A 24,022-nucleotide genomic window follows, 5' to 3' on the forward strand; every position below is an offset into this window, starting at 1 on the left:
TCGGGGCGGCAGCGCGTGGACGGGCGCAATTTTGCCGGATCGGAGGCAGGAACACACGGAAAACCCCGCCCGTGGAACCTCAGCAGGGCGACAGCCGCGCACCTTCACGCGACAGGGCGAGCCGGTGGGTCAGGTCCAGCCGTTCCAGCAGCGCTTCGTCGTGGGACACGATGACCAACGCGCCGCGGTATTGCCGCAGCATGCGCTCCAGCGCCTCCAGTCCATCCAGATCCAGGTGGTTGCCCGGCTCGTCGAGCAGCAGCAGGCCGGCCGGTTGCTCGGCATACAGGACGCAGGCCAGCGCAGCCTTCAGGCGCTCGCCGCCGCTCAGGCGCCCGCTGGGGTCTTCGATAAGGCGGGCATCCAGCCCCAGCAGGGCCAATCGCGTGCGCAGGGCGGATTCGACCTCCCCAGGGTTCGCCTCACGCAGTTGCGCCAGCACACTGGTGTCGGGATCCAGTCCGGCCAGACGCTGGTCGAGCCAGGCTACGGGCACGTGGGTGGTAACGCTTCCGGCCAGCGGCAGCACATGCCCGGCCATCGCCCGCAGCAGGGTGGATTTTCCGCTGCCATTGGGACCGGTGACACCGATGCGCTGCCGGCCGGTGACAATCAGGTCCATCCCGCCGACCGTGGCCGGCACGAACGGCAGCACGGCGCGCTCCATCCGCACCACGACACGATCCTGCGCCGCGGCCGGCGGCGTGAACATCGCCAGTTCGACCGCCGTCTCCTGCTTGTGTGCGGCTTCCCGTAGCTGCAGCGCGAGTTGCTCGCGGGCCGCCTGCTGGCGGACCGCAAAGCGGCCTGCGCTCTCCTCGCTGCGCGACTTGCGCAGACCGAGCAGGATCGGCGGCAGGTTGGCGTCGCGCGCATCGCGGTTGCCGCGTGCCTGTCGCCGTTGCTGGCGCTCCCGCTGCTCATGCAGCGCGCGTGCCTGCCGCTGCACCGCAGCCTTGGCCTGCGCCAGTTCGCGCTGCGTCTGTTGCCGCTCGTCCGTCTTGCTGTCCGCGTAGAAACGGTAGTTGCCGCCATACGTGCGCAGACCGCGCGGCGACAGTTCCTCGATGCGCACGACGGTGTCGAGCAGGCGGCGGTCATGGCTGATCACCAGCAGCCCGTTCGGCCATTGCGCCAGTTGCGCATGCAGCCGCTGCCGCTGATGGGCATCGAGATGATTGCTGGGTTCGTCGAGAATCAGGACATCGGCCTCGGACAGGAATGCGCCCGCCAGCGCGACACGCATCGCCTCTCCGCCGCTCAGCGTATCGGCGCGACGCCCGGGTGGCAGATCCGGCAAGCCCTGCGCGTCCAGCGCCAGCGCGAGCCGCTGGCGGATGTCCCAGCGATCGCCCAGCGCCTCGAAGTCGCGCACATCGGTACTGCCGGCTTCGATGCGCGCCAGCGCATCGAGCCAAGCGTCCACGCCGGCGAGCGAGGCGACGGTGGCGCCCGGCGGCACGTGGACCTGCTGCGGCAGGTAGTGGACGCAGCCACTTGCGCTGCGCTTGCCCGAACTCGGCGCGATCTCGCCAGCCAGCAGGCGCGCGAGCACGCTCTTGCCCACGCCATTGCGGCCGACCAGCCCCGTGGGGCGGCCGTCCAGATGCAGGTCGAGATCGGAGAACAGGATCCTGCCGTCAGGCAGGGACAACGACGCGCGGTCGAGCGTCAGGAACGGATGCGTCATGCGGATTCCACGGGATGCCATAGGAATGCCTCCGGCGCGAAGACCGGGAGGAACCTGGGCCGTCAGGCGACGGCGGCATCAATGGCGCATGGGCGTGAACACCTGGGACGAATGCAGGCCGCGATTCTACACGCAAGCCAGGACGTGGTCTGAACGCCACGCCCGCCGTGCGTTCAGAGCGACGCGAGCAACTGGCCGAACGCGCGAGCGGATGCCTCGACATGGTCGGAGAGGCGGTGCGTATCGTTGACCAGCAGCAGGCGCGCGCGACGCGGAAACGCCCAGTCGACCACGGCCTGTGCGGGGATCAGCTCGTCGTCCCAGCCATGGATGATCGACACCGGGATCGCGGCGGCGTCCAGTTCCGGCAGCGGCCCCATCGTGATCGGCGGCGCCATCAGGAACAGGCCGCGCACCGGCACCTCCAGCGAGATGCGCCCGGCGATGTAGGCGCCCAAGCTGGAACCGGCCAGCACCACCGGTCCGCGCGACGCCGCCGCCTGCGCCAAACCGCGCAGGCGCTCTTGGCGCGCGACGACGTCGCCCAGCGAGCTGACATCGCGGCGCGCATCCAGGTCGGTGAAGTCCGGCCGCTCGTGCGTCCAGCCAAGACGCTCGGCCACGTCGGCCAGCGCGGTGACCTTGGTCGCGTCCGGCCCGCTCTCGAAGCCGTGCGACAGGATGCAGTGGCCACGCATCACAGCGCCTCCACCGTGTCGCCCAGGCGGAACGTGCCGCCTTCGACGATGCGTGCACACAGGCCGCCGTGGCCGCGCATGGCGTTGTAGCCACCCGGACCCAGCGCGTCTTCCATGCGCGAACAGGGATCGCAGTCCTCCGTGCCTTCGAACACTGCATCGCCGATGCGAAAGCGACGGCCCTTCAGCGCGACCAACGGAATGCCCGACACCACCACGTTCCGGCGCAGCAGCGACGGCGCGAGATCCGGACGCTGCGCCAGCGCCGCAATGACCGGCAGGTGCTCGGCCTGGATCAGGGTGATGCCGCGCTTGCCACTGCCGCCCTTGTAGCGGTCGCCGACCAGACCGCCGCCGGTGACGGCTTCGACGGCCTCGGCAGCGACCATGACCTCATCGCGTGCGGGACGCAGGCCGATCCATTCGACCTTGCCGGCGCGCGGCAGGGTCGCCATCAGCTTGGCCAACGATGATTCAGGATTCAGTGGCATGGGCGACCGCACGCGACGTGGAAGGTCACCAGTTTACTGGACCGGCCTGGGGCCCGCCGCGCCTGCTAGCATCGGCGCATGAGCACCGAACGCACCGCCTTCGCACGTATCGTCGATCCGCTGCCCTACGAGGACAGACTCGAGGCGCGTACGCTGGACCAGATCGATCTGGTGGTCATCCACTGCACCGAACTGCCGGACCTGGCGACCGCGCGCGAGTACGGCGAGCGCATCCTGCACGCCTCAGGCACAGGCAACTGCGGCCACTATTACGTCGACCGCGACGGCAGCGTGCATGTCTACGTGCGGCCGGAGCGCGTCGCCCACCATGTACGCGGCTACAACCCGCGATCGGTCGGCATCGAACTGGTCAACACCGGCCGCTATCCGCACTGGCTGTCGACCGGCAGCCAGAGGATGGAAGAGCCCTACACCGACGCGCAGATCGCTTCGCTGGGCGCGCTGCTGGCGGACCTGCAGCGCGAACTGCCGTCGCTGCGCTTCATCGCCGGCCACGAGGACCTCGACACCGCCTGCGAGCCGGCCAGCGACGATGCGGACGTGCTCGTCCACCGCAAGATGGATCCGGGCCCGCTGTTCCCTTGGGACGTAGTGCTGCGTACCACGCCGCTGCAGCGCCTGCTGCCCTGACCGGGCCGCACGCGGCGGGCCGCTATAATCGCCGCTCGCCACGCATTCAGGCCCTGCCGTGCCCGCTCCCGAACCCGTCGTCTCCGAACTGATCGAACTGCTGTCGCTGGAGCGGCTGGAAGACAACCTGTTCCGCGGCCAGAGCCGCGACATCGGCACCAAGTACGTGTTCGGCGGCCAGGTACTGGGGCAGGCGCTGTCGGCCGCCCAAGCGACGGTGGAAGGTGGCTCCGGCAGCCGACGCGCGCACTCGCTGCACGCCTACTTCCTGCGCGCGGGCAACATCGAGGCGCCGATCGTTTACGAAGTGGACCGCACGCGCGACGGCGGCAGCTTCTCGGTGCGGCGCGTGACCGCCATCCAGCACGGCCGCGTGGTGTTCTTCTGCGCCGCCTCGTTCCAGGCCGAGGAAGAAGGCGCGGAACACCAGCTGTCGATGCCGGAAGTGCCGCAGCCGGAGGACATCGCCCCCGCTCCGCCCGTACCGGCCGAGGTGATGGCCACGCTGCCGCCGAAGGTGCAGCGCTGGATGTCGCGGCGCGGTCCGTTCGAGTTCCGCCACGTCTATCCACGCGACGAACTGAATCCGCCCAAGCGTCCGCCGTTCCAGCAGGTGTGGTTCCGCCTGAGCGAGCCGGTCGGCGATTCGCCGGAGTTGCATCGCGCACTGCTCGCCTACGCGTCCGATTTCCAGCTGCTGGGCACGGCGACCTATCCGCACGGCATCAGCTACTACCAGCCGAACGTGCAGATGGCCTCGCTCGACCACGCGCTGTGGTTCCACCGCCCCTTCCGCGCCGACGACTGGCTGCTGTATTCGATCGACAGCCCCAGCGCGAGCGGTTCGCGCGGGCTGGCGCGCGGCCAGATCTTCGACCGCCAGGGCCGACTGGTCGCCAGTACCGCGCAGGAGGGCCTGATCCGCGTGGTACCCGATGCCGAAGCGGCATCGGCCGTTCCCGCCAAGGACTGAGGAGCCAGCATGCGCCAGGTGTTTTCCAGCCAGCGGATCGAGACCGTCGAGGGCGTGGCCAAGCTGCTGACCGATGCCGGCATTCCCGTGCACATCAGCAACGGCCGCTCGTACCACAGCAAGCGCGGCGGGCAATTCAGCTATACCGAACCGGTGAAGGCACAGCTGCAACCCTCGGTCTGGGTACGGCACGCCGACGACCAGCCGCGCGCGCGCGAACTGCTGCGCGAGGCCGGCCTGCTGGAAACCACACGTCCCGGGTATGCGTCCACGCTGACGTTCAACAGCCCTCAGGAAGAGGCCACCGCGCCGCGGCCCTGGGCCTGGCGCATCCGCCTCGTCCTGCTGGCACTGATCGCCCTGGCGGCCGTCGTGATGTGGATGCGCCGTCCGGTGCCGCCACCGGCCGCCGTGCCGCAGCTGGAGCAGGCGCCGCCCGTCCAGCCTGCCCCGGCGGAGGAAGAGGAAGACCGCATCCGCATCCAGCCCGCCACCGGCGGCTGAGCACCCGGGTGGCATGCAAAGGCGCGTTGCGCAGTCCGGTCACATCCTGCTCGCAGGACCGTCTCGGTCATCACTCCCATCGATGACCCCGACGCCATGAACGCGATCGCCCTCGACCTGATGCTGCAGACCGAACTGCCCGCCGCCACCCGCGGCAGCCAGGAAGCCTATGGCCGCATCGTCCACGCCTGCCAGAACACGGTCACCGCCATCGCCTTGGCGATCACCCGCGACGTGCAGGCCAGCGAGGACATCGCGCAGGAGGCGTTCCTGAAGGCCTGGCAGCAACTCGACCGGCTGAAGAACAGCGCCAGCTTCCTGCCGTGGCTGCGGCAGATCACCCGCAACCTAGCACGCGACTGGCTGCGCGCGCAGCATGGCCGGCCGATGTCGGGCGAGGTGGCCGAGATCGCCATCGGCATGGCCGCCGATCCCGGTCCGACGCCGGCCGAACGCCTGTTGCAGACGGAAGAGGAAATCGTCGCCACCGAGATCATCTCGTCGCTGCCGGAAGACAGCCGCGAGACGCTGTTGCTGTTCTACCGCGAAGGCCAGAGTTCGCAGCAGGTCGCCGACCTGCTGGGCCTCAGCGATGCCGCCGTGCGCAAGCGCCTGTCGCGCGCCCGTGCGATGGTCCGCGACGAACTGCTGCAGCGCTTCGGCGAGTTCGCGCGATCCACCGCGCCGACCGCGGCCTTCACGATGATCGTGCTGGGCGGCCTGGTCGGCGCGATGCCGGCCGCGAGCGCGGCAACGGTGATCGGTTCCGGTGTCCTGGGCAGTGGCCTGGCCGGCAAGCTGGGAACGGGGGGACTCACCACCGGCGGCGTCACCGGCGGCGTCACCGGCGGCGTAGCCGGCGGTTCGCTGGGCGTGATCTTCGAGCAGGTCACCCAGCATCCCGCCGCACTGTGGGGCGCCATGGGCGGCGTACTCGGCGGCCTGATCGGTTATGCCTTCACCTGGTGGTACCTGGCACGCTTCTGCCAGACCGCGCAGGAGCGGCAGCAGGTGCGGCGTTTCATGGCGCTCAACACCATCACCGGCTCGGCCTGGCTGTTCTGCCTGATGCTGGCATCGCTGCTGGCAACCGGCTGGCAGGCCCTCGCGATCATCACGGTCGCGGGACTGTCAGCGGTCAACTACCAGTACCTCGTCATGCTGCCGAAGATCATGGACCCGATCCTCGCCTACCCCGTCAACGAGCGGCGGCGCCGCGGCTACGGCTACCTGATCGGTAAACAGGCGATCGTGCTCAGCAGCGTGCTCGCCGTAGGCGCTGTCGTGTTCGTCCTCATCCGCACGGGTCGCCTGGTCTTCTAGCCAACACGCGCGCGCACCGGCCGCGAAGGACCGGTGCGCGATGATGCGCTACTCAGCGACGGGTCGGCCGGCCCGCAGCCAGCTCGTCCTTGGACAGGAAGCCATCCTTGTTGGTGTCGAGCGCATCGAAGCGCGAGGCGAAACGGCCCTTGTCCTTCACCTCGTCGCGCGACAGGCGTCCGTCCTTGTTCGCATCCAGCGCCGTGAAACGCTCGTCCATGCGCGCCTGCATGCGCTGCTGGAACTCGGCACGGCGTGCGACATCGGCCTGGTCGATCTCGGCACGCGTCAGCTTGCCATCCTTGTCGGCGTCGGCCTTTGCGAACCATTCGTCACGACGCTGCTTGCCGCGCAACTCGCGGTCGGCACGGTCGATCACACCATCCTTGTTCGCATCCAGCGTCTCGAAGCGTGCAGCGAAACGCGGGTTCGCGGCGGCCTCGGCCTTGCTGATCCGGCCATCGCCGTCGGTATCGAGCTTCCCGACGCCGTCGCCGTGGCGCGGGCCGCCATGACGGCCATGGCCACGCATGCCCTTGCGCTGCGGACGCTCGTCGGCGGTCAGTTTGCCGTCGCCGTTCTTGTCCAGTTCGGCGAAACGCTCCGCCAGACGCGGATGCGCGGCGGCTTCGGCCTTGTCGATGGCGCCGTCGTTGTTCTTGTCGAGGCTGGCGCGCGCCGGCTTCGCGGCATCGCCGGTCTGCGTGGCGGCGAACGCGGATCCGGCGCCGAGGGCGGCCAGCACGGCCACGAAAAGCAGGGTCTTGCGGTTCATCGTGTTCTCCTGAAGACGCGGCGCCACCTGCGCCACTGGCAGGGAAAACGCGCCTGCACCCCGGCGGTTGACGCGCGGACGGACGCGTTCAGGCAGCGGACGGTCGCGATGCCCGAGACCGGGGCGCCGCAGTATGCTGGCCGCATGTCACTTCCGCTCGCCCGTGCCCTGTCGATCTTCGGCCATCCCATGCTGGTGCTGCCGATGGCCGTGCTGGCGATCGCGTTGGCCCAGGGCGATGCGCGGACAGCCGCATGGTCGGCGGCGGGCTTCGGCGCATTCGCTGCGCTGGTGATGGGCTACTCGTGGTGGCAAGTGCGTCGTGGGCGCTGGGGCCACGTGGATGCCAGCGCAACACACGAACGCAGCGCGTTGAACCGTTTCCTGCTGGTGGCCCTCACCGCCGGTGCCATCCTGGTCGCGTGGCGCGGCGGTCAGCCGCTGTTCGCACTGGGACTCGCGCTGTCCGCGGCCATGATCCTGGTCGCGATGCTGACGGCGCGCTGGTGCAAGCTGTCGCTGCATCTGGCATTCGTCGTCTTCGCGGCATGCCTGTTGCGCGAACTCGGCACCGTGTGGATGCTCGCGGCGTTGCTCTTCGCCGCCGCCGTGGCCTGGTCGCGTCTCGCGCTGCAGCGGCATACGCATCGCGACCTGGTCGCCGGCGCGGTGGCCGGCACGCTCGCGGGCCTCGCCTTCTGGCCATTGGCTGCCCACTGGACGCACTGACATGGGCGAGAACACACAGCCCATCGACGACCTGCGCCTGTTCCATACCGGCGAGCATCCGTGCGGCTACTGGCCCGACCGCGTCGCCCGCGATCTGGTGCTGGATCCACGCGATCCGCGTCTGCCGCAGCTTTATCCGGATGCGCTGGGCTGGGGCTTCCGCCGCTCCGGCGACATCGTCTACCGGCCGCACTGCCGGCAGTGCCGCGCCTGCGTCGCCGTGCGGATCCCGGTGGCCGACTTCGTCCCCGACCGCAGCCAGCGGCGCTGCGCGGCACGCAACGCGCACGTGGACACGCGGATCGTCGCTGCGCTGCGCGACGAGGAACACTTGGCCTTGTACCAGCGCTATCTCGCCGCGCGCCATCCGCTCGGCGGCATGGACGACCACGGCGCGACCGAGTTCGACCAGTTCCTGGTGGGCAGCTGGTCGCGCGGGCGCTTCGTCGAGCTGCGCGAAGACGGTCGCCTGCTGGCGGTCGCGGTGACCGACGTCATTCCCGGTGCGCTGTCCGCGGTCTACACGTTCTACGATCCCGCACTTGAATCGCGCAGCCTGGGCACACTGGCCATCCTGCGCCAGATCGAATGGGCGCGACGCGACGGCTACGCTCATCTGTATCTCGGCTACTGGATCGATGGCCATCGCAAGATGGACTACAAGCGCCGGTTCGCGCCGCTGGAATGCTTCGACGGACGGAGCTGGGTGCCTGCCGATCTGTGAGTCGAGCGTTGCACCCGGGCGTCTAATGTGAGGCGCAAATGTAAATGGCAACTCCGTGATTGAGTGCACAGAATGTTCCACCGACGCGACTGCGTGTCGGCGCTGGAACATCCACTCAATCGCTTGGAGCTTTCATGAAGTTCAACATTCTTGCCCTCGCGGCGCTGACCACCCTGGCGCTGGCCGCCTGCAAACCGGCCGACGATGCCGCGCCTGTTGCCGATGCGCCGACCGTCGAAGCCCCTGCTGCCTCCGGTGACATCGCCGCTGCTCCCGCAGACGCCACGACCGGCACCGTCGATGCCGGCACCGGTGTGCCCGAGTGCGACCAGTACCTGGAAAAGGTCTACGCCTGCATCAGCGACAAGGTGCCGGAAGCGCAGCGCGAGATGATGAAACAGGGCATCGAGCAGTCGAAAGCCGGCTGGTCGGCCCTGACCGACAAGACGGCACTGGCCGCCCAGTGCAAGACCGCGATGGACCAGGCCAAGACCGCCTACGCGGCGATGGGCTGCACGTTCTAAGCGTTTCCCGGGCCAACTCGTCGTTAGCCTGCAGCGCCCCGGTTTTCCGGGGCGCTTTTTTACGCCTGTCATCGTGACGTGACAGAATCCGCGCATGCGTACCCTCTTCCTCGTGTTCACGATGACCCTCGCCGCCTGCAGCTCGCCCGCCAAGATGGATGAGCCCGCCAGCCGGCAGGCCATGCCGCTGCGTGTGGCGACCTACAACACGTCGCTCTTTTCCGACGATGCGGGCGGCGTGATCCGGCAGCTTGAAGGCGATGACGCGCACGCGCGCAAGATCGCCGCGGTACTGCAGAAAGTGCGGCCCGACCTGGTGCTGCTCAACGAGTTCGACTACGACGAAGCGCATCGCGCTGCGGACCTGTTCCAGCGGCGCTACCTCGATGTCGCCCAACCCGGCGGCGGCGAACCGCTGCACTACGCGTACCGGTACCTCGCACCCGTGAACACGGGTGTTCCCAGCGGGCTGGACCTGGATCGCAACGGCTCGGTCGGCACCAGCGGCCGCGAGCGCGGCAACGACGCCTGGGGCTACGGCCTGCATCCCGGCCAGTACGGCATGCTGGTGCTGTCGCGCTTCCCGATCGACGTGGCCAAGGCGCGCACGTTCCAGTTGCTGCGCTGGAGCACGCTGCCGGGCGCCACCAATCCCGTGGACCCGACGTCGAACCAGGCGTTCTATCCTGACGCGATCTGGAAACAGCTGCGCCTGTCGTCGAAGTCGCACTGGGACGTGCCGGTGCAGACGCCGGGCGGCGTGGTGCACTTCCTCGTCTCGCATCCGACGCCCCCGGTGTTCGACGGTCCGGAGAACCGCAACGGCTTGCGCAATGCGGACGAGATCCGGTTGTGGCGCGAATACCTGACGTCACGCGATGCGCCCTGGCTTTGCGATGACCAGGGACGCTGCGGCGGACTGGCACCCGACGCGCGCTTCGTCATCGCAGGCGATCTCAACAACGACCCGGCCGACGGCGACGGGCATCACGAAGCGATCATCGAACTACTGGAGCACCCGCGCGTGATGCGCATGGCCACGCCGCGCAGCGAAGGCGGCGAAGAGACCGCGCTCGCCTACGCGGCCAAAGGACTGCAGCGTCGTGGTTCACCTGCGCATGTCACGGGCGATTTCGGCCGCCGCAACGGTGCGCTGCGGCTGGATTACGTGCTGCCGTCGACCGGCTTCAGCCTGACCGGCAGCGGCGTGTTCTGGCCGAAGAAGGATCACCCGGACGCCGCCATCGCCGACGGCAGCGACCATCACCTGGTGTGGGTGGACCTTACGCTGTAGGGGCCGACGGCGCCGCACTCACGCGTGGTCCGAAGCCGAACAGCGATTCGTTCTGTGCCGAGACGATCATCCGGATCATGCTGCCGGGCACCATCAGTTCCACCTGTACCTCATGACCTTCGGCGTCCTTGCCGACCAGCGTCATTTCGGTGAAGGCGCCGCCGGTGTCGATCTCCTTGCAGAAGATGTGCGGGCCTTCCGGTTGGTTGGTCAGATAGGGCTTGATCGCGTCGCCCAACGCTTCGAGCGCTTGCGGAAAGAAGAAGACGGCGTAGCCAGTGTTTCCGTTCACGGTGCGCGCCTCACGCCAGATCGATGGTGATGGCGGCGGCCGCATCGCGCGCCACCGCGCGTGCGGCATCGACGTCTGCGGCGCGCGCCAGCGTCACGCCCACGCGACGATGACCCTCCACGCGGGGCTTCCCGAACAAGCGCAGCGCGGTGTCGGGCGTCGTCAGCGCGCCTTCCACATTCCCGAACACCGGCACGCCGTGGCCGTGCGCCAGCATGGCGCAGGACGCGGACGGACCGCTCTGGCGGATCGCCGGGATCGGCAGGCCAAGGATGGCGCGCGCGTGCAGCGCGAATTCGGAGAGCTCCTGCGATACCAGCGTCACCAGACCAGTGTCGTGCGGGCGCGGCGAGACTTCGCTGAACCACACCTCGTCCCCCTTCACGAAGAGCTCCACGCCGAACAGGCCCCAGCCACCGAGGTCGTCGGTGACCGCGCCCGCGATCTGCTGCGCGCGCTCCAGCGCACGCGGCGACATCGGTTGCGGCTGCCAGCTTTCGCGGTAGTCGCCATCCTTCTGCCAGTGGCCGATGGGATCGCAGAATGAGGTGCCACCGGCATGGCGCACGGTCAGCAGGGTGATCTCGTAATCGAAGTCGATGAAGCCTTCCACGATGCAGCGGCCCGCGCCGGCGCGGCCGCCGGTCTGCGCGTAGTCCCACGCCGCATCGATATCGGCCTCGCTGCGCAACGTGCTCTGGCCCTTGCCGGAGGACGACATCACCGGCTTCACCACGCACGGCAGGCCGATCGCCTGCACCGCCTCGCGGTACTCCTCGCGCGTGTCGACGAAGCGGTATGGCGACGTCGGCAGGCCCAGCGTTTCCGCGGCCAGCCGGCGGATGCCTTCGCGGTCCATCGTCAGTCGTGCGGCGCGCGCGGTGGGAATGACCCGCGCGGCGCCTTCGGCTTCCAGCGCGACCAGGGTTTCGGTGTGGATGGCCTCGATCTCCGGCACGACCAGGTGCGGCTGCTCGCGGGCGATCAGCGCACGGATCGCGGCCGGGTCCAGCATGTCGAGCACGTGCGAACGATGCGCCACCTGCATGGCCGGCGCGTCCGCGTAGCGATCGGCGGCGATCACTTCCACGCCCAGGCGCTGCAGTTCGATGGCCACTTCCTTGCCCAGTTCGCCCGACCCCAGCAGCAGGACGCGGGTGGCATGAGGCGACAGTGGGGTTCCAAGGGTGGTCATGCGCAGGCGTCCGGAAAAGGGGGCGCCAGTTTAACGGGGCTGCCGACAGGCGGCGCCAACCGCCCGTTGACATCTGATATCAAATTGATATCTTTCAGCCTCAACCAAGGAAAAGTGCCATGAGAGAGAACGCCAAGTCGTCGTTGCCCGGTATTCCGGTCCTGCTGGGTGTCCTGCTGCTGGGCGCGGGGGCGCTCGCCATCTTCGTGACCGCCGCCGCGGGCAAGCTGCCTGCCGGGCTGATACTCGCCGTCCTGCTCGGCATCATCGCCATCTTCATCATGGCCGGCCTGTACAAGCTAGAGCCCAACCAGTCCGCCGTGCTCAGCCTGTTCGGCAAGTACGTGGGCACGGTGAAGGACAACGGCCTGCGCTGGAACAACCCGTTCTTCAGCAAGCGCAAGATCTCGCTGCGCATCCGCAACTTCGAGAGCAGCCGTCTGAAGGTCAACGAGCTGGATGGCAGCCCGATCGAGATCGCCGCGGTGATCGTGTGGCAGGTGGTCGATTCGGCCGAGGCCGTGTTCAACGTCGACGACTACGAGAGCTTCGTGCACATCCAGTCCGAATCTGCGCTGCGTGCGATGGCCTCCAGCTATCCGTACGACCAGCACGAAGAGGGCCAGATCGCCCTGCGCAGCCATCCGCAGGAGATCTCGCAGCACCTGCAGGAACAGATTGCCGAACGCCTGGGCAAGGCGGGCGTGGACGTGATCGAGGCGCGTATCAGCCACCTGGCCTACGCCCCGGAAATCGCCCAGGCGATGCTGCAGCGCCAGCAGGCCAACGCAGTGATCGCCGCGCGTACGCGCATCGTCGCCGGCGCCGTCGGCATGGTGGAGATGGCGCTGGCGGAGCTGCAGAAGAACGACGTGGTGAAGCTGGACGAAGAGCGCAAGGCGCAGATGGTCAGCAACCTGCTGGTCGTACTGTGCGGCGAGCGCGGCACCCAGCCGATCGTCAACACCGGCTCCATCTACTGACGCGGACACGTCGGCATGCATGCCCTCGTCCCGCTGGTCCTGGCCATCTCCGGCCTCCCTGCCCTGCTCATCGGCGCATGGATGAGCCGCGAGCCCGACGCGCGCTCGCGTGCCCTGGCCCTGCACTGGGTGCTGGTAGGCCTGGCGATCCAGGCCGGCGCCGTCGGCGTCTACTGGGCGGGCGATGACGACAGGATCGCGCAGGGCATCGTGATCGCGATGGTGGTGCTGGTGAATGCGCTGATCGTGTCGATGGTGCTGCGCCTGCGCCGCAACAGGAAGAACCCGTGAGCGAGAAGCAGGACAAGAAGGCCTATCCGCTGCGCATCAATGCCGAGGTGCTGGCGGCGATGCAACGGTGGGCGGACGACGAACTGCGATCGCTCAACGCCCAGATCGAATACGTGCTGCGCGATGCGCTGCGCAAGGCCGGGCGGCTGCCGAAGGGCGGCGCCCACGACACCGACAAGAAGGAATCGCCATGAACCACCGCTGGAGCCACAAGGTCGTCGAAGTCCCGTACAAGATGTTCGCCGGCAAGCTGAGCGACCGCATCCAGCAGGAGCTGGACAAGATGAGCGCGCAGGGATGGGAGCTGGTCAGCACCCTCTTCATCGAACACGAAGTCTCGGTGCGACTGTTCTTCAAGAAGCCTGCCTGAGCGGCGGCGCGATGGCCGGCCTGCTCAGACGGATCAAACGCCTCTGGATCGCGCTGGGACTGGCGGCCACCATCGTGTTCACCGCCTGGTGCCTGCTGGCCTACCGCGCCAACGCGGATGGCATCCGCGCATCGGTGTCCGATGGCCGCGTCGACGTCGCGCATGGCGATCACCGGTGGACGTTCCGCCCGCGCAGCATGCGGCCGCAGGCAACGGGGCTGTTGCTGTTCTCCGGCGCGCTGGTCGATCCGCGCGCCTACGCCCGGCTGGCACGCGATGCCGCCGCCGCGGGTCATCCCGCGGTCGTGGTCGAATTGCCCAAGCGCGGTGCGCTGGGCGGTGCGGAAGGATCGGCCGTCCTGCAGCGGGGCCGCGATGCGATGGCCGCCCTGCCCGAGGTGCGCTGCTGGGTCGTCGGGGGCCACTCCCGCGGCGGCGAAGTGGCGTCGCGTTACGTGCTTGCCTATCCCGACGCTGTCGCGGCCCTGCTGCTGGTCGGCACCTCGCACCCCCGCGACGTGGACCTGTCCGCGCTGACGATACCGGTCACCAAGCTGACCGGCGATCGCGACGGCCTCGCCACGCCCGAACGCGTCGCTCGAAACCGCCCCCTGCTGCCATCGACCACGCGCTGGGTCGACCTCCCGGGTGCCAACCACTCGCAGTTCGGGGACTACGGGCTCCAGCCCGGAGATCGGTTCGCACGACTGCCTCGCGAGCGCCAACACCGTCGACTGACCGAAGAAGTCCGCCGGCTGCTCACTGGCACGGCCGCCCTTCCCCTCTGCCATCCCTCATCGACTCCGCCGTAGGAACCGCCATGCAGCAGAAGCACGAATTCGATGTCGCTCCCTTGCCCTCCCATACCACCTGGTGGTTGTGGATCCCGATGCTGGTCGCCATCGGTGCGGCCGTCGCGGCGATCAGCATGGATTCGCATACCCCGCCTCCCGTGGCCGCCTGGCTGGTCGTGCCGTTCGTGTTGCTGGTCGGCATCGTGCTGACGCTGGCGCTTCGGCGCCGCCAGATCGCTCTCGACAACCGGACGCTGCTGGTGCGCGCGACGTTCTACTCGAAGACGCTGCCCGTGGAAGCCATCGACGTGGACAAGGCCCGCGTACTGAGCCTGGAGGAGCACACCGATCTGGCACCCATGTTGAAGACCAATGGCTTCAGCCTGCCGGGTTTCAAGGCCGGCCACTTCCGGCTTCGCAACCTGGGCAAGGCGTTCTGCCTGGTGACCGATCGCACCCGCGTGCTTACCCTGCCGCTGCGCGACGGTGGCATGGTGCTGCTGAGCCCAGCGCGTCCCGCCGACCTGCTCGCCCGGTTGCGCGAACTGGCGGCCCCCACGCCGCATCGCTAAGCTGCGGCCATGCACCGCCTGCCCGCCCGCGTCCTGACAACGCTGCTGCTCAACACGCCGCAGGTGGAGTTGTGGCCCGCCGACCTGCTGCGCGCGCGCGGCAATGCGGATGCGCGCGCGCTCGCCGGCGCACACACCGTACTGCGCCGCAAGCAGGATGGACGCTACCTGGCCGCCGTGTCGGCACACGCCGTCATTCCGATGGTGCCGGGCCTGCGCCGTGAGCCCGGGCTCGACGACGCGTGGGACGCGCTGGACCGGCTCGAGGGCGCCTCACGCGGCTTGGATGCGGATGCACAGGGCGTGCTGCCGCTGCATGCGCTGCAGGAGCGCCTGCACGCCCTCGGGCTCGACGACAGCTACGGCGAGCGCAGCGGCCTGGCCCTGGTCGCCGAGCCGGCCGCGCTGGCGTTCGCCGGACGCGACCGCTATCGCAGGCCGTTGTGGCTGACGGCTGCCGCCGCACGCGCCTGGCTCGCCATGCAGCGCGCGGCTTACGGGGAAGGCATCGTCCTCGACGCGATCTCCGGCTACCGCAGCCACGACTACCAACTCGGCATCTTTACCCGCAAGCTGGCGCGCGGGCAGACGGTCGAAGAGATCCTCACCGTCAACGCCGCACCCGGCTACAGCGAACACCATGGCGGTTGCGCGCTCGATATCGGCACACCCGGCGAGCCGCCGGCCGAAACGTCCTTCGAGAACACGCCCGCCTTCGCCTGGCTCACGCGGCACGCCGGCGACTTCGGCTTCGCCATGAGTTATCCGCGCGACAATCCGCACGGCATCGTCTACGAACCGTGGCACTGGTGCTATCGGCCGGCGGCCTGAGCAGCATGCGTCGTCGCGAAGCGTTGCGCTGCGCACTCGCTGCCGGTACCGCCGGATGGCTGGCAGCATGCAGCGACCCCGGCGGATCCGACGCGCGGTCGGCCAGCGATGTTGCCAGGCTCGACACTACCTCCCTTGCCGGCATCGTCAGGCCGACGACCACAGCTGGCGTCGTCGCGGCGCTGCGCGCCTCGCATGGCGCCATCTGCATCGCCGGCGCACGCTTCAGCATGGGTGGGCAGACACGCGAGCCCGACGCCTTGCAGTTCGATCTCGCCAGCATGGATCGATTGCTGCGGCTGGATCCTGTGGCTGGCATCGCGCGTGTCCAGGCCGGCATGCGCTGGCGCCGCCTGCAGACGCTGCTCGACCCGCACGACCTGGCGGTCAAGGTCATGCAGAGCTACAGCAACTTCAGCGTGGGTGGGTCCGTGTCGGTGAACTGCCATGGGCGCTACATCGGCGAGAGTGCGATCGCCAGTACGGTCCGCGCGCTGCAACTCGCCACGGCGGACGGTCGCACGCTGGAGCTCTCCCGCGACAGCGAACCGGCGCTGTTCGGCGCGGTGCTCGGCGGTTACGGCGGCCTGGGCGTGATCACGGAGGTGGAGCTCGACCTGGCGCGCAACGCGCGCATCGCACGCGCCGTGGCTGCGGTCCCGCTTGAGGACTACCCGGACTGGTTCGAGGCGAACGTGCTGGCCGGGGAAGGTGTCGTCCTGCACAACGCCGACCTGGTGCCTCCGGATTTCGACAAGCCGCTGGCCATCACCTGGTCGCGCACGGACGCGCCGCTGACCGATGCGCGCCGCCTCGTGCCGGAAGGGCTGGACTACAGCCGCGAGCAGAACCTCATCTGGTCGGCCACCGAGCTGCCGGGCGGCGATGCGCTCCGCGAACGCTACATGACACGGCGCCTGCTGACCGAACCCCGCGTGATCATGCGCAACTGCGAGGCGAGCCTGGATGTGGCCTCGATCGAACCGCGCACGCGGCGGGTATCGACCTACCTGCTGCAGGAGTACTTCATTCCGACCGGCGCGTTCCGCTCTTTCGCCGGACGGATGCGTGCCATCCTGCGCGCGGCGGATGCGGATGTCCTCAATGTTTCGATCCGGCATGCCGTCGAAGATACGACCTCGCTCATGCGCTGGGCCGACCGCGACATGTTCTGCTTCGTCCTCTACCACAAGCAGCGCACGTGGCAGGATGCGCGCGCCGCCAGCTGGACGCGGGCACTGATCGACGCCGCACTCGACCATGGTGGCCGCTACTACCTGCCCTACCGGCTGCACGCGACACGCAAGCAGTTCGCGCGCGCCTATCCGCAGGCGGAGGCGTTCGCCGCCATCAAACACGGCATCGACCCCGACAACCGGTTCCGCAACCTGCTGTGGGACCGCTACCTGCCCCGCGCGTAGCGCGGCCTCAGTCCTGCGACCGCCTAGTGGGCGTCTTCGCCTCGGTGCCGGCATCGGCGATACGCCACAGGTACTGCGCTGCATACGTGCGGTAAGGCCCCCACGTCTCGCCGCGCGCCGCCAGTTCCTTCCGCGTCGGCATGGCGTCCAGCTTGTCGACGAACTGCGCGCCCTTGCGCACGCCCAGATCATCGATCGGCAGCACATCCGGGCGACCCAGCCGGAACATCAGCATCATTTCCACCGTCCAGCGGCCGATGCCGCGCACGGGCACCAGCGCGGCGACGATCTCGTCTTCGTGCATCGTCGACATCTGCCGCAGCGTGGGGATTTCGCCACGCCGCTCGCGCGCCGCCAGATCGCGCAGCGCCAGCGTCTTGTTGCCGGACACGCCGCAGGCGCGCAGCGCCGCGTCGTCGATGCGGTCCAGGGTGTCGAAGTGGAGGCGCGCGCTGGCGATGACGGCTTCGACGCGACCGACGATGGTCGCCGCCGCCTTGCCGCTCAGTTGCTGGTAAAGGATCGCCCTGGCCAGCGCGTCGACCGGGTCGAAGGTTTTCTTCCAGGTGGGCTGCGGCTCGATGTAGCCGATCCGCTTCATCCACGCACCCAGCTTGCGGTCACGCCGGGTCAGGTGGTCCCAGGCGTGCTCCGTGTCGAAGCCGCGCGCGTGCCGGGGCATGGTGTCAGCGACGGATGGCGTCGATCGCCCACAACACCCAGCCCAGCATCAGGGTGATGCCGCCGGCGGGCGCCAACCGGGTCAGCAGGCCGAAGAGCGCCCCGCCCACCAGGCTTCCCGCGAACAGCAGCGTGCCCAGCAGCAGCAGACAGAGCGCCCCGGTTCCGAGACGCCGGGTCGTACCGGGCGCCAGTGCGGCCAGCGCCAGCCCGTGACCGAATGCGAACAGGGCAGCCATCTGCACATGCGACTGCGCCTGGGCAACCGCTATCCCGTGCGAGGCGTAGGCGGATAGACCCACCGCGACGGCCGCCAGTAGGCCGCCACTCAAAGCGAGGAACGAGGGTTTGCGTTGGCGTCGGTCGTAGTTCATCGGTTCGCGGGTCCCGGGATCGGGCGGGCATCCTGCCAGGGGAAGGACGTGCGATCCGGGAATCGCAACCCCACAAACACAACGCGCCGCATGAAGCGGCGCGTTGGGGTGGAGCGGGTCATCCGGGACAGGCGTCCGGGAAGGTTTACTGCTTGACGGCCCAGTAGACGTCGAACTTGCCGTCTTCCAGGAACGCGCCATCGACGCCGGACTTCCAGGACTCGTACGGACGGTCGACGACTTCGTGACCGGCGGTGACCGCCCAGGCACGCAGTGCATTGCGCTGGTTGTCCAACTGCGACATGTAACCCGTGTAGCTGCCGTAGGCCGACTTGCGGGCCTGCGTACGGACGTACTCCACCGGCGCACCGGACGGGATGGTGACCTTCAGTTCACCCGTGGAGGCGACCGGCGCCGACGGCGGCGTGACCGGAGCGGCACCCTCGGCGGCGGCGTCGGCCTTCGGCGCGGCGCTGCCCTTGCGGACCGGCTGGGCGACATCGAAGGCGTACTTCTCGGTGCCGAAGTCGGTGGTGATGATGCGCAGCGGGCCGGCGGCGACCAGGCCGTTGGCGTCCATCACGCGCTTGATCCATTCCTGGTTCGACTTGATCGAGCCCTTGATGGCGTCGTTGTTGCGGTCGATGTTGCCGGCGTTGACGACCAGCAGGTCCTCGGCGGGCACGTCGACGATCTTGAGGTCGCTCAGCGTGCTGCCCGCTTCGCGGTAATCGATGTTCGGCACGGTGGCGAGCATGTTGCTCAGCTTGCCCAGGCCGGCCTTGACGGCGTCGCCGACGTGGCGGCTGACGTACATGCCGGCATAACGGCCGATCAGGTTGAAGCCGTACGAGACCTCATAGCTCTGCGTGACCTTGACGTTGCGGTTGTTTTTGCCGCTCGGCTCCAGCGCGAAGGTGCTGCGCTTGTCGGTGCCCATGCGCTTGTCGACGATCGAGTAGACGATCTTGCCCGGGCCGCCGGTCGGCGCGGGGCGCTCGCTCTCGGTGATTTCCCAGCTGCCCTGTCCCCAGGCCGCGTTGGCGGAATTGAAGTCCACCTTGGCGCCGACACCCGTGTTGTCTTCGCCGCCGGAGTAGCTCAGCTCGTTGGCCGCGCTCGGAATCAGCGGATTCCAGTCCTTCAGACGACGCACGTTGTTCAGCGTGTCGAACACGATGGTCATGCGACGGTTGGTCTCGATGCTTTCCTGCAGCTGGCGCGAGGACGGCAGGACCAGGCCGATCACCAGAAACAGCGCCAGAACCAGCGCCAACGCAATCACGAACTCGATCAAACGGGTCATTCAGGAGTCTCCGGGGGCCGGTGCCTCGGCCGTGAAAAAAATGCACCGCGCATCCTAGCAGGGTTGCAGGGCTTCGGGCAGCCCATCTGACACCGGTTGGCCGCCCCTCTCCGGGACGTACGCGGGCGCATGCCGAGTTGCCGCTGGAAGCCCTGTTGCGCTGCAACGGCGGGCGTTTCCGCCATCCGGCCGGGGGCCTTCGCTACGGCCCCCGCGTCGCACGGCGCACCTCGTCGGGCGGGTGTATTCGCCTCAGACCAGCTGCAGCTCGAAGGCCTTCAGCACTGCCCGGGTGCGATCGCGCACGCCGAGCTTGGAGAGGATGTTGGAGACGTGGTTCTTGATGGTGCCTTCGGCCACGCCCAGCGAGTTGGCGATCTCCTTGTTGGAAAAGCCGCTGGCCATCAGGCGGAGGATCTCGGTCTCGCGGTCGGTCAGCGGGTCCGGCCGGTCCAGGCTGACGAACTCGTTGCGCATGTGTTCGAGCCCGGACAGCAGGCGCTGGGTGACGGCCGGCTGCACCAGCGAACCACCGTCGGCCACCGTGCGGATCGCGCCGACCAGCTGTTCCAGCGAGACATCCTTCAGCAGATACCCCTTCGCGCCCGCCTTCAGCCCGGCCAGGACCAGTTGGTCGTCGTCGAAGGTGGTCAGGATGATGGTGGGCGGCAACTGGCCCGCGCGCGCCAGCGCCTGCAGGGCCTCCAGGCCCGACATCACCGGCATGCGCATGTCCATCAGCACCACGTCGGGCTTGACCTGCGGGACCAGGTCCACGGCCTGCTTGCCGTCGGCGGCCTCGGCCACGACCTCGATGCCATCGTCCAGCGCCAGCAGGGAGCGGATGCCCTGGCGCACCAGGGTTTGATCGTCGACCAGACAGACACGGATCACGGGGTTCCTCCGGAGCTGAGCTCGGGTGTGGGTTCGGGTACGGGTTGGGGAGCGGAAAGGGGCGCGAGCGCGGGCGTCTCGGTCACGGGCAGGGCGATATGCAGGCAGAAGCCGCGCCCCGGCTGCGTTTCGATACGCAGTTCGCCGCCGTACTGGGCCAGGCGCTCGCGCATGCCGGTCAGACCGTTGCCGGCCACCACCTGCTGGCTGCCGGCACCGTCGTCGCGGGCGTCGATCAGGATCCGGGCGCCGTCGCGCCGGCAGTGCAGCCAGAGGTGCCGGGCACCGGCATGACGCACGGCGTTGGTGATGATCTCCTGGGTACAACGGAGCAACACGTGGGCGCGGTGCGGATCCTCGAGGGTCAGCGGCTCTTCGATGTCCATATGGATGGCCAGCGACGGCACCTTCTCGGCCAACGGCAACAGGGCGGCCCCCAGGTCGATCGCCCCACTGTCGCGCAGCTGGCTGACCGCCTCGCGCACGTCGGTCAGCAACAGACGGGCCAGCGTATGCGCCTGGCGCACGTGTTCCTGCGCACGCCCTTCCGTCATGTGGCCGGCCACTTCCAGGTTCAGACTGAGCGCGGTCAGGTGGTGGCCCAGCAGGTCGTGCAACTCGCGCGAAATGCGGGTGCGCTCGTTGACGCGGGCACTTTCGGCCAGCAGCACCCGCGTGGCGCGAAGCTCCGCGTTGAGCCGGCGCTGCTCCTCGCGCGCCTGGGCCTGCTGGCGCGCCACGTAGGTGGTGATGAGCACAAAGGCGGCGAAGCCCACGTAGAACATCGACTGGAAGAGCGCCTCCCAGAAATTGAAGTCGTCTCGCGCCATGAACGATGGCACCAGCAACACGTGCGCCGCGAGCAGCCAGGCCACCGCGAAGCGCAGTTCCAGCAGCCAGGGCAGCACGCCGGCCATGATCAGCAGCAGCACCGCGCCCAGGCCGGTCTGCGTATAGAAGCCCACGCCGATCGCGGTGGCCGTCAGCACCATCGCCAGCGGCACGTTCCAGGCCACCGGCAGGCCGTCGCGCCGTCCGTCCAGGGCGCGCGTGGCGAGCCAGTAGACGCCGCCGAAGCTGAAATAGCACAGGGCCGTCAGCGGCAGGTTCACGCCCTGCCCGTCGGTTCCGCTTGACGGCGGCAGCACCCACACGTTCAGGATGATGGGAATTCCCACCAGGGCCCACGTATAGAGCCCGGCGGCGCGCAGCAGGCGGGTATGGCTGAGTCGTCCCAACATCCGGGCATCTTAGGCGGAATCGTCCGGATCCATGGCCCAACTAAAGTCATGCCGGCGTTGAAGCAAGGGACGGCCGGGTTCATCCCCGGCTCACCCGCGCCTCACCGGTCGCGGCAGCGCCATGCGATAATCCGCCCTCGGCCACGCGCCGCCCTGCAAGACCCGTTCGGAGTCAGGTAATGTCGATTGTCATCCGCGACGTGCGCGAGCACGAGCTGGATTCCGTCCTAGCCCTCAACAACAATGCCGGCCTGGCCATCCTGCCGCTGGATTCGGCCAAGGTCCGCCGCTTCTACGAGACGGCCGAATACTTCCGCGTCGCCGAGCGCGACGGCAACCTCGCCGGTTTCCTCGTCGGCTTCGGCTCCGGCACCGCGCACGACAGCAGCAACTTCGCCTGGTTCCGCGAACGCTACCCGCAGTTCTTCTACATCGACCGCATCGTCGTGGCCAGTCGCCGCCGCGGCGGCGGTGTGGGCCGTGCGTTTTACGCCGATGTGCAGAGCTTCGCCGAGCTGCGCTATCCGCACCTGGCTTGCGAAGTCTTCCTCGACCACGGCGCCGACCCGGCCCTGCTGTTCCACGGCAGCTTCGGTTTCCGCGAAGTGGGCCAGAACGTCATGGCCGAGGCGGAAGTCCGCGCCAGCATGCTGATGAAGGAACTCTGCAGCTATCCGTGGGTACGCGACACCTACGGGGATGCCCTGCCCGACCTCGCGTGGACCCGCACCCGCCTGCTGGCCGACGCCAGCGCACAACGGCCGACCGGTACATGAGCGTGACCCGGGCTTCCATGGACTACGAGCAGGCCGGCGAACTGAAGATCGGCCAGGTCGGTATCGCCAACCTCCGCATCCGCACCCTCGACGTCGACCAGCTGATCCGGGAGATGCGCGAACGCGTCGAGCGCGCGCCCAAGCTGTTCGGCCGCGCGGCGGTGATCGTCGATTTCGGCGGCCTGACCCGTCTGCCCGATGCGGACACCGCGCGCGCCCTGATCGACGGCCTGCGCGGCGCAGGCGTCATCCCGGTCGCGCTGGCCTACGGCACCCGCGAAACCGAAACGCTGTCCGAACAGCTCGGATTGCCGCTGCTGGCCAAGTTCCGCGCCCAGTACGAGCCGGTGGCCACGTCCGCACCCGCGCCTTCGCGCGCGGCGCCGGAACCCGCCCCGGCCAAGGCGCCCGTCGCGCCGGTCGCGAAAACGGCGGAGACGAAACCCGGGCTGGTGCAGAAGACCCCCGTGCGTTCGGGCCAGCAACTGTATGCCGAGAACCGCGACCTGACCGTGCTGAGCACCGTGGGCGCCGGCGCCGAAGTCATTTCCGATGGCTCCATCCACATCTACGGCCCCCTGCGAGGCCGCGCCCTCGCCGGCGCGCGCGGCAATGCCGACGCCCGCATCTTCTGCCGTGAATTCCATGCCGAACTGGTCGCCATCGCCGGCCACTACAAGGTGATGGAAGAAGTACCCAAGGAACTGCGTGGCAAGGCCGTGCAGATCTGGCTCGACCAGGACCAACTCAAGATCGTCGCGCAGGACTGACGCGCGGCGCCGACCGAACATAAGAACGACCAAGGAGAACACCGTTGGCTGAAATCATCGTAGTCACGTCCGGCAAGGGCGGCGTCGGCAAGACCACCACCAGCGCCAGCATCGCCTGCGGCCTGGCGCGCCGCGGCAAGAAGGTCGCGGTCATCGACTTCGACGTCGGCCTGCGCAACCTCGACCTCATCATGGGCTGCGAGCGCCGCGTCGTGTACGACTTCGTCAACGTCACCCAGGGCGAGGCGACGCTGAAGCAGGCACTGATCAAGGACAAGCGCTTCGACACGCTGTTCGTGCTGGCCGCTTCGCAGACGCGCGACAAGGATGCGCTGACCAAGGAAGGCGTGGAGAAGGTGCTGAAGGACCTGGACGCCGACGGCTTCGATTACATCGTCTGCGACTCGCCGGCCGGCATCGAGAAAGGCGCGTTCCTGGCCATGTACTTCGCCGATACCGCCATCGTGGTGGTGAACCCGGAAGTCTCCAGCGTGCGCGACTCCGACCGCATCCTCGGCCTGCTGGACTCCAAGACCCGCAAGGCCGAGAACGGCGAATCGCTGAAGCCGCACCTGCTGCTCACCCGCTACAGCCCGTCGCGGGTGGAAGGCGGCGAGATGCTGAGCATCAAGGACGTGGAAGAGGTGCTGGGGCTCAAGACGCTGGGCGTGATCCCGGAATCCGGCGACGTGCTCAATGCCTCGAACAAGGGCGAGCCGGTGATCCTTGAACTGGAATCGCCCGCCGGCCAGGCATACGACGATGCCGTCGGCAGGCTGCTGGGCGAAGACCGCCCGCTGCGCTTCACCACCGTGGAGAAGAAAGGCTTCTTCAGCAAGTTGTTCGGAGCCTGAG

At 68.4% G+C, this 24,022-nt stretch carries 29 protein-coding genes and 1 pseudogene; 19 read left to right on the forward strand and 11 right to left on the reverse strand.

Annotated elements, in window-relative coordinates; translation table 11 throughout:
* Positions 1 to 79: 79 nt before the first annotated feature.
* The 3 genes from IB230_RS10155 to IB230_RS10165 form a co-directional block, all read right to left on the reverse strand.
* Positions 80 to 1,690: an ABC-F family ATP-binding cassette domain-containing protein gene (locus tag IB230_RS10155; protein WP_192271810.1), complete on the reverse strand. Its 1,611-nt coding sequence runs from the start codon at positions 1,688 to 1,690 to the stop codon at positions 80 to 82.
* 173 nt (positions 1,691 to 1,863) lie between these two features.
* Complete coding sequence (locus tag IB230_RS10160; RefSeq protein WP_192271812.1) at positions 1,864 to 2,391, reverse strand: alpha/beta fold hydrolase; 528 nt, start codon at positions 2,389 to 2,391, stop codon at positions 1,864 to 1,866.
* Positions 2,388 to 2,879, reverse strand: a complete 492-nt coding sequence (locus IB230_RS10165; protein WP_192271814.1) for an MOSC domain-containing protein — start codon at positions 2,877 to 2,879, stop codon at positions 2,388 to 2,390. Before IB230_RS10165 ends, IB230_RS10160 begins: the two co-directional genes overlap by 4 nt.
* Before the next feature lie 78 nt (positions 2,880 to 2,957).
* Between IB230_RS10165 and IB230_RS10170 the strand changes: the two genes are divergently transcribed.
* The 4 genes from IB230_RS10170 (at position 2,958) to IB230_RS10185 (ending at position 6,330) form a co-directional block, all read left to right on the forward strand.
* Positions 2,958 to 3,530: an N-acetylmuramoyl-L-alanine amidase gene (locus tag IB230_RS10170; protein WP_192271816.1), complete on the forward strand. Its 573-nt coding sequence runs from the start codon at positions 2,958 to 2,960 to the stop codon at positions 3,528 to 3,530.
* A gap of 58 nt (positions 3,531 to 3,588) precedes the next feature.
* Entirely contained in the window at positions 3,589 to 4,503 is a 915-nt protein-coding gene (gene tesB / locus IB230_RS10175) for an acyl-CoA thioesterase II (protein WP_192271818.1), read from the forward strand.
* A 9-nt stretch (positions 4,504 to 4,512) separates the two neighbouring features.
* Complete coding sequence (locus IB230_RS10180) at positions 4,513 to 5,007, forward strand: DUF2007 domain-containing protein (RefSeq protein WP_192271820.1); 495 nt, start codon at positions 4,513 to 4,515, stop codon at positions 5,005 to 5,007.
* 96 nt (positions 5,008 to 5,103) lie between these two features.
* Positions 5,104 to 6,330: a sigma-70 family RNA polymerase sigma factor gene (locus IB230_RS10185; protein ID WP_192271822.1), complete on the forward strand. Its 1,227-nt coding sequence runs from the start codon at positions 5,104 to 5,106 to the stop codon at positions 6,328 to 6,330.
* Between the two features lie 265 nt (positions 6,331 to 6,595).
* Here IB230_RS10185 and IB230_RS10195 read toward each other — a convergent pair.
* Positions 6,596 to 7,105: pseudogene (locus IB230_RS10195) on the reverse strand (calcium-binding protein); the annotation flags it as partial.
* A gap of 144 nt (positions 7,106 to 7,249) precedes the next feature.
* On the opposite strand from IB230_RS10195, the gene IB230_RS10200 reads away from it, so the two are divergent.
* From IB230_RS10200 to IB230_RS10215, 4 genes are all read left to right on the forward strand, one after another.
* Positions 7,250 to 7,834: a hypothetical protein gene (locus IB230_RS10200; RefSeq protein WP_192271824.1), complete on the forward strand. Its 585-nt coding sequence runs from the start codon at positions 7,250 to 7,252 to the stop codon at positions 7,832 to 7,834.
* Position 7,835: 1 nt separating this feature from the next.
* The gene (locus tag IB230_RS10205; RefSeq protein WP_192271826.1) at positions 7,836 to 8,558 is read left to right on the forward strand and encodes an arginyltransferase; all 723 of its coding nucleotides are present in this window, start codon (positions 7,836 to 7,838) and stop codon (positions 8,556 to 8,558) included.
* Positions 8,559 to 8,692: 134 nt separating this feature from the next.
* On the forward strand, positions 8,693 to 9,082 hold the full coding sequence (locus tag IB230_RS10210; RefSeq protein ID WP_192271828.1) for a hypothetical protein: 390 nt from the start codon (positions 8,693 to 8,695) through the stop codon (positions 9,080 to 9,082).
* Positions 9,083 to 9,176: 94 nt separating this feature from the next.
* Complete coding sequence (locus IB230_RS10215; protein WP_192271831.1) at positions 9,177 to 10,376, forward strand: endonuclease/exonuclease/phosphatase family protein; 1,200 nt, start codon at positions 9,177 to 9,179, stop codon at positions 10,374 to 10,376.
* Here IB230_RS10215 and IB230_RS10220 read toward each other — a convergent pair.
* Both IB230_RS10220 and purT read right to left on the reverse strand, forming a co-directional pair.
* The gene (locus tag IB230_RS10220) at positions 10,366 to 10,668 is read right to left on the reverse strand and encodes a hypothetical protein (protein ID WP_192271832.1); all 303 of its coding nucleotides are present in this window, start codon (positions 10,666 to 10,668) and stop codon (positions 10,366 to 10,368) included. The genes IB230_RS10215 and IB230_RS10220 overlap by 11 nt on opposite strands.
* Positions 10,669 to 10,678: 10 nt before the next feature.
* A complete protein-coding gene (gene purT, locus IB230_RS10225; protein ID WP_192271834.1) occupies positions 10,679 to 11,863 on the reverse strand; it encodes a formate-dependent phosphoribosylglycinamide formyltransferase in 1,185 nt (394 codons plus the stop codon).
* 119 nt (positions 11,864 to 11,982) lie between these two features.
* On the opposite strand from purT, the gene IB230_RS10230 reads away from it, so the two are divergent.
* Genes IB230_RS10230 through IB230_RS10265 form a run of 8 tightly spaced genes read left to right on the forward strand, consistent with a single transcriptional unit; the run spans position 11,983 to position 17,125 of the window.
* A complete protein-coding gene (locus IB230_RS10230) occupies positions 11,983 to 12,846 on the forward strand; it encodes an SPFH domain-containing protein (protein WP_192271836.1) in 864 nt (287 codons plus the stop codon).
* A gap of 15 nt (positions 12,847 to 12,861) precedes the next feature.
* The gene (locus tag IB230_RS10235; RefSeq protein ID WP_192271838.1) at positions 12,862 to 13,137 is read left to right on the forward strand and encodes a hypothetical protein; all 276 of its coding nucleotides are present in this window, start codon (positions 12,862 to 12,864) and stop codon (positions 13,135 to 13,137) included.
* On the forward strand, positions 13,134 to 13,331 hold the full coding sequence (locus tag IB230_RS10240; RefSeq protein ID WP_192273975.1) for an Arc family DNA binding domain-containing protein: 198 nt from the start codon (positions 13,134 to 13,136) through the stop codon (positions 13,329 to 13,331). The genes IB230_RS10235 and IB230_RS10240 overlap by 4 nt, the downstream gene beginning before the upstream one ends.
* Positions 13,328 to 13,507, forward strand: coding sequence for a DUF4177 domain-containing protein (locus IB230_RS10245; RefSeq protein ID WP_192271840.1), 180 nt, complete (start codon positions 13,328 to 13,330; stop codon positions 13,505 to 13,507). Before IB230_RS10240 ends, IB230_RS10245 begins: the two co-directional genes overlap by 4 nt.
* A gap of 11 nt (positions 13,508 to 13,518) precedes the next feature.
* A complete protein-coding gene (locus tag IB230_RS10250; RefSeq protein ID WP_192271842.1) occupies positions 13,519 to 14,319 on the forward strand; it encodes an alpha/beta hydrolase in 801 nt (266 codons plus the stop codon).
* A gap of 8 nt (positions 14,320 to 14,327) precedes the next feature.
* Positions 14,328 to 14,873, forward strand: coding sequence for a PH domain-containing protein (locus IB230_RS10255; RefSeq protein WP_192271844.1), 546 nt, complete (start codon positions 14,328 to 14,330; stop codon positions 14,871 to 14,873).
* A 9-nt stretch (positions 14,874 to 14,882) separates the two neighbouring features.
* Positions 14,883 to 15,704 (forward strand): M15 family metallopeptidase, encoded by an 822-nt coding sequence (locus tag IB230_RS10260; protein ID WP_192271846.1) that lies wholly within the window; start codon positions 14,883 to 14,885, stop codon positions 15,702 to 15,704.
* A gap of 5 nt (positions 15,705 to 15,709) precedes the next feature.
* Positions 15,710 to 17,125, forward strand: a complete 1,416-nt coding sequence (locus IB230_RS10265; protein ID WP_192271848.1) for an FAD-binding oxidoreductase — start codon at positions 15,710 to 15,712, stop codon at positions 17,123 to 17,125.
* A 7-nt stretch (positions 17,126 to 17,132) separates the two neighbouring features.
* On the opposite strand, the gene IB230_RS10270 is transcribed toward IB230_RS10265, so the two are convergent.
* The 5 genes from IB230_RS10270 to IB230_RS10290 all read right to left on the reverse strand — a co-directional run bounded on the left by IB230_RS10270 (position 17,133) and on the right by IB230_RS10290 (position 21,621).
* A complete protein-coding gene (locus tag IB230_RS10270) occupies positions 17,133 to 17,807 on the reverse strand; it encodes a DNA-3-methyladenine glycosylase 2 family protein (RefSeq protein ID WP_192271850.1) in 675 nt (224 codons plus the stop codon).
* 4 nt (positions 17,808 to 17,811) lie between these two features.
* Entirely contained in the window at positions 17,812 to 18,180 is a 369-nt protein-coding gene (locus tag IB230_RS10275) for a DUF423 domain-containing protein (protein ID WP_192271853.1), read from the reverse strand.
* A 145-nt stretch (positions 18,181 to 18,325) separates the two neighbouring features.
* Positions 18,326 to 19,486 (reverse strand): polyketide cyclase, encoded by a 1,161-nt coding sequence (locus IB230_RS10280; protein ID WP_192271855.1) that lies wholly within the window; start codon positions 19,484 to 19,486, stop codon positions 18,326 to 18,328.
* Positions 19,487 to 19,738: 252 nt separating this feature from the next.
* Complete coding sequence (locus IB230_RS10285) at positions 19,739 to 20,380, reverse strand: response regulator transcription factor (RefSeq protein WP_162109974.1); 642 nt, start codon at positions 20,378 to 20,380, stop codon at positions 19,739 to 19,741.
* Positions 20,377 to 21,621 (reverse strand): sensor histidine kinase, encoded by a 1,245-nt coding sequence (locus tag IB230_RS10290; protein ID WP_192271856.1) that lies wholly within the window; start codon positions 21,619 to 21,621, stop codon positions 20,377 to 20,379. The genes IB230_RS10285 and IB230_RS10290 overlap by 4 nt, the downstream gene beginning before the upstream one ends.
* 179 nt (positions 21,622 to 21,800) lie before the next feature.
* On the opposite strand from IB230_RS10290, the gene IB230_RS10295 reads away from it, so the two are divergent.
* Genes IB230_RS10295 through minD form a run of 3 tightly spaced genes read left to right on the forward strand, consistent with a single transcriptional unit; the run spans position 21,801 to position 24,021 of the window.
* Positions 21,801 to 22,397, forward strand: coding sequence for a GNAT family N-acetyltransferase (locus IB230_RS10295; protein ID WP_192271858.1), 597 nt, complete (start codon positions 21,801 to 21,803; stop codon positions 22,395 to 22,397).
* A gap of 2 nt (positions 22,398 to 22,399) precedes the next feature.
* The gene (gene minC, locus IB230_RS10300; RefSeq protein WP_192271860.1) at positions 22,400 to 23,167 is read left to right on the forward strand and encodes a septum site-determining protein MinC; all 768 of its coding nucleotides are present in this window, start codon (positions 22,400 to 22,402) and stop codon (positions 23,165 to 23,167) included.
* 44 nt (positions 23,168 to 23,211) lie between these two features.
* A complete protein-coding gene (gene minD, locus IB230_RS10305; protein ID WP_192271862.1) occupies positions 23,212 to 24,021 on the forward strand; it encodes a septum site-determining protein MinD in 810 nt (269 codons plus the stop codon).
* Position 24,022: the final 1 nt, after the last annotated feature.

Origin of the sequence: Pseudoxanthomonas sp. PXM01 (genome assembly GCF_014851815.1) — a bacterium.
Lineage (GTDB): Bacteria > Pseudomonadota > Gammaproteobacteria > Xanthomonadales > Xanthomonadaceae > Pseudoxanthomonas_A.

Bases quoted from the DNA above. Each gene is read 5' to 3' on its own strand.
- IB230_RS10210 (WP_192271828.1), top strand. From the start codon at position 8,693: ATGAAGTTCAACATTCTTGCCCTCGCGGCGCTGACCACCCTGGCGCTG.
- IB230_RS10215 (WP_192271831.1), top strand. From the start codon at position 9,177: ATGCGTACCCTCTTCCTCGTGTTCACGATGACCCTCGCCGCCTGCAGC.
- purT (WP_192271834.1), bottom strand. From the start codon at position 11,863: ATGACCACCCTTGGAACCCCACTGTCGCCTCATGCCACCCGCGTCCTG.
- IB230_RS10185 (WP_192271822.1), top strand. From the start codon at position 5,104: ATGAACGCGATCGCCCTCGACCTGATGCTGCAGACCGAACTGCCCGCC.
- IB230_RS10260 (WP_192271846.1), top strand. From the start codon at position 14,883: ATGCACCGCCTGCCCGCCCGCGTCCTGACAACGCTGCTGCTCAACACG.
- IB230_RS10265 (WP_192271848.1), top strand. From the start codon at position 15,710: ATGCGTCGTCGCGAAGCGTTGCGCTGCGCACTCGCTGCCGGTACCGCC.
- IB230_RS10235 (WP_192271838.1), top strand. From the start codon at position 12,862: ATGCATGCCCTCGTCCCGCTGGTCCTGGCCATCTCCGGCCTCCCTGCC.
- IB230_RS10280 (WP_192271855.1), bottom strand. From the start codon at position 19,486: ATGACCCGTTTGATCGAGTTCGTGATTGCGTTGGCGCTGGTTCTGGCG.
- IB230_RS10295 (WP_192271858.1), top strand. From the start codon at position 21,801: ATGTCGATTGTCATCCGCGACGTGCGCGAGCACGAGCTGGATTCCGTC.
- IB230_RS10165 (WP_192271814.1), bottom strand. From the start codon at position 2,879: ATGCCACTGAATCCTGAATCATCGTTGGCCAAGCTGATGGCGACCCTG.
- IB230_RS10255 (WP_192271844.1), top strand. From the start codon at position 14,328: ATGCAGCAGAAGCACGAATTCGATGTCGCTCCCTTGCCCTCCCATACC.
- IB230_RS10270 (WP_192271850.1), bottom strand. From the start codon at position 17,807: ATGCCCCGGCACGCGCGCGGCTTCGACACGGAGCACGCCTGGGACCAC.
- IB230_RS10250 (WP_192271842.1), top strand. From the start codon at position 13,519: ATGGCCGGCCTGCTCAGACGGATCAAACGCCTCTGGATCGCGCTGGGA.
- IB230_RS10275 (WP_192271853.1), bottom strand. From the start codon at position 18,180: ATGAACTACGACCGACGCCAACGCAAACCCTCGTTCCTCGCTTTGAGT.
- IB230_RS10245 (WP_192271840.1), top strand. From the start codon at position 13,328: ATGAACCACCGCTGGAGCCACAAGGTCGTCGAAGTCCCGTACAAGATG.
- IB230_RS10290 (WP_192271856.1), bottom strand. From the start codon at position 21,621: ATGTTGGGACGACTCAGCCATACCCGCCTGCTGCGCGCCGCCGGGCTC.
- IB230_RS10230 (WP_192271836.1), top strand. From the start codon at position 11,983: ATGAGAGAGAACGCCAAGTCGTCGTTGCCCGGTATTCCGGTCCTGCTG.
- IB230_RS10170 (WP_192271816.1), top strand. From the start codon at position 2,958: ATGAGCACCGAACGCACCGCCTTCGCACGTATCGTCGATCCGCTGCCC.
- IB230_RS10200 (WP_192271824.1), top strand. From the start codon at position 7,250: ATGTCACTTCCGCTCGCCCGTGCCCTGTCGATCTTCGGCCATCCCATG.
- IB230_RS10180 (WP_192271820.1), top strand. From the start codon at position 4,513: ATGCGCCAGGTGTTTTCCAGCCAGCGGATCGAGACCGTCGAGGGCGTG.
- IB230_RS10205 (WP_192271826.1), top strand. From the start codon at position 7,836: ATGGGCGAGAACACACAGCCCATCGACGACCTGCGCCTGTTCCATACC.
- IB230_RS10155 (WP_192271810.1), bottom strand. From the start codon at position 1,690: ATGACGCATCCGTTCCTGACGCTCGACCGCGCGTCGTTGTCCCTGCCT.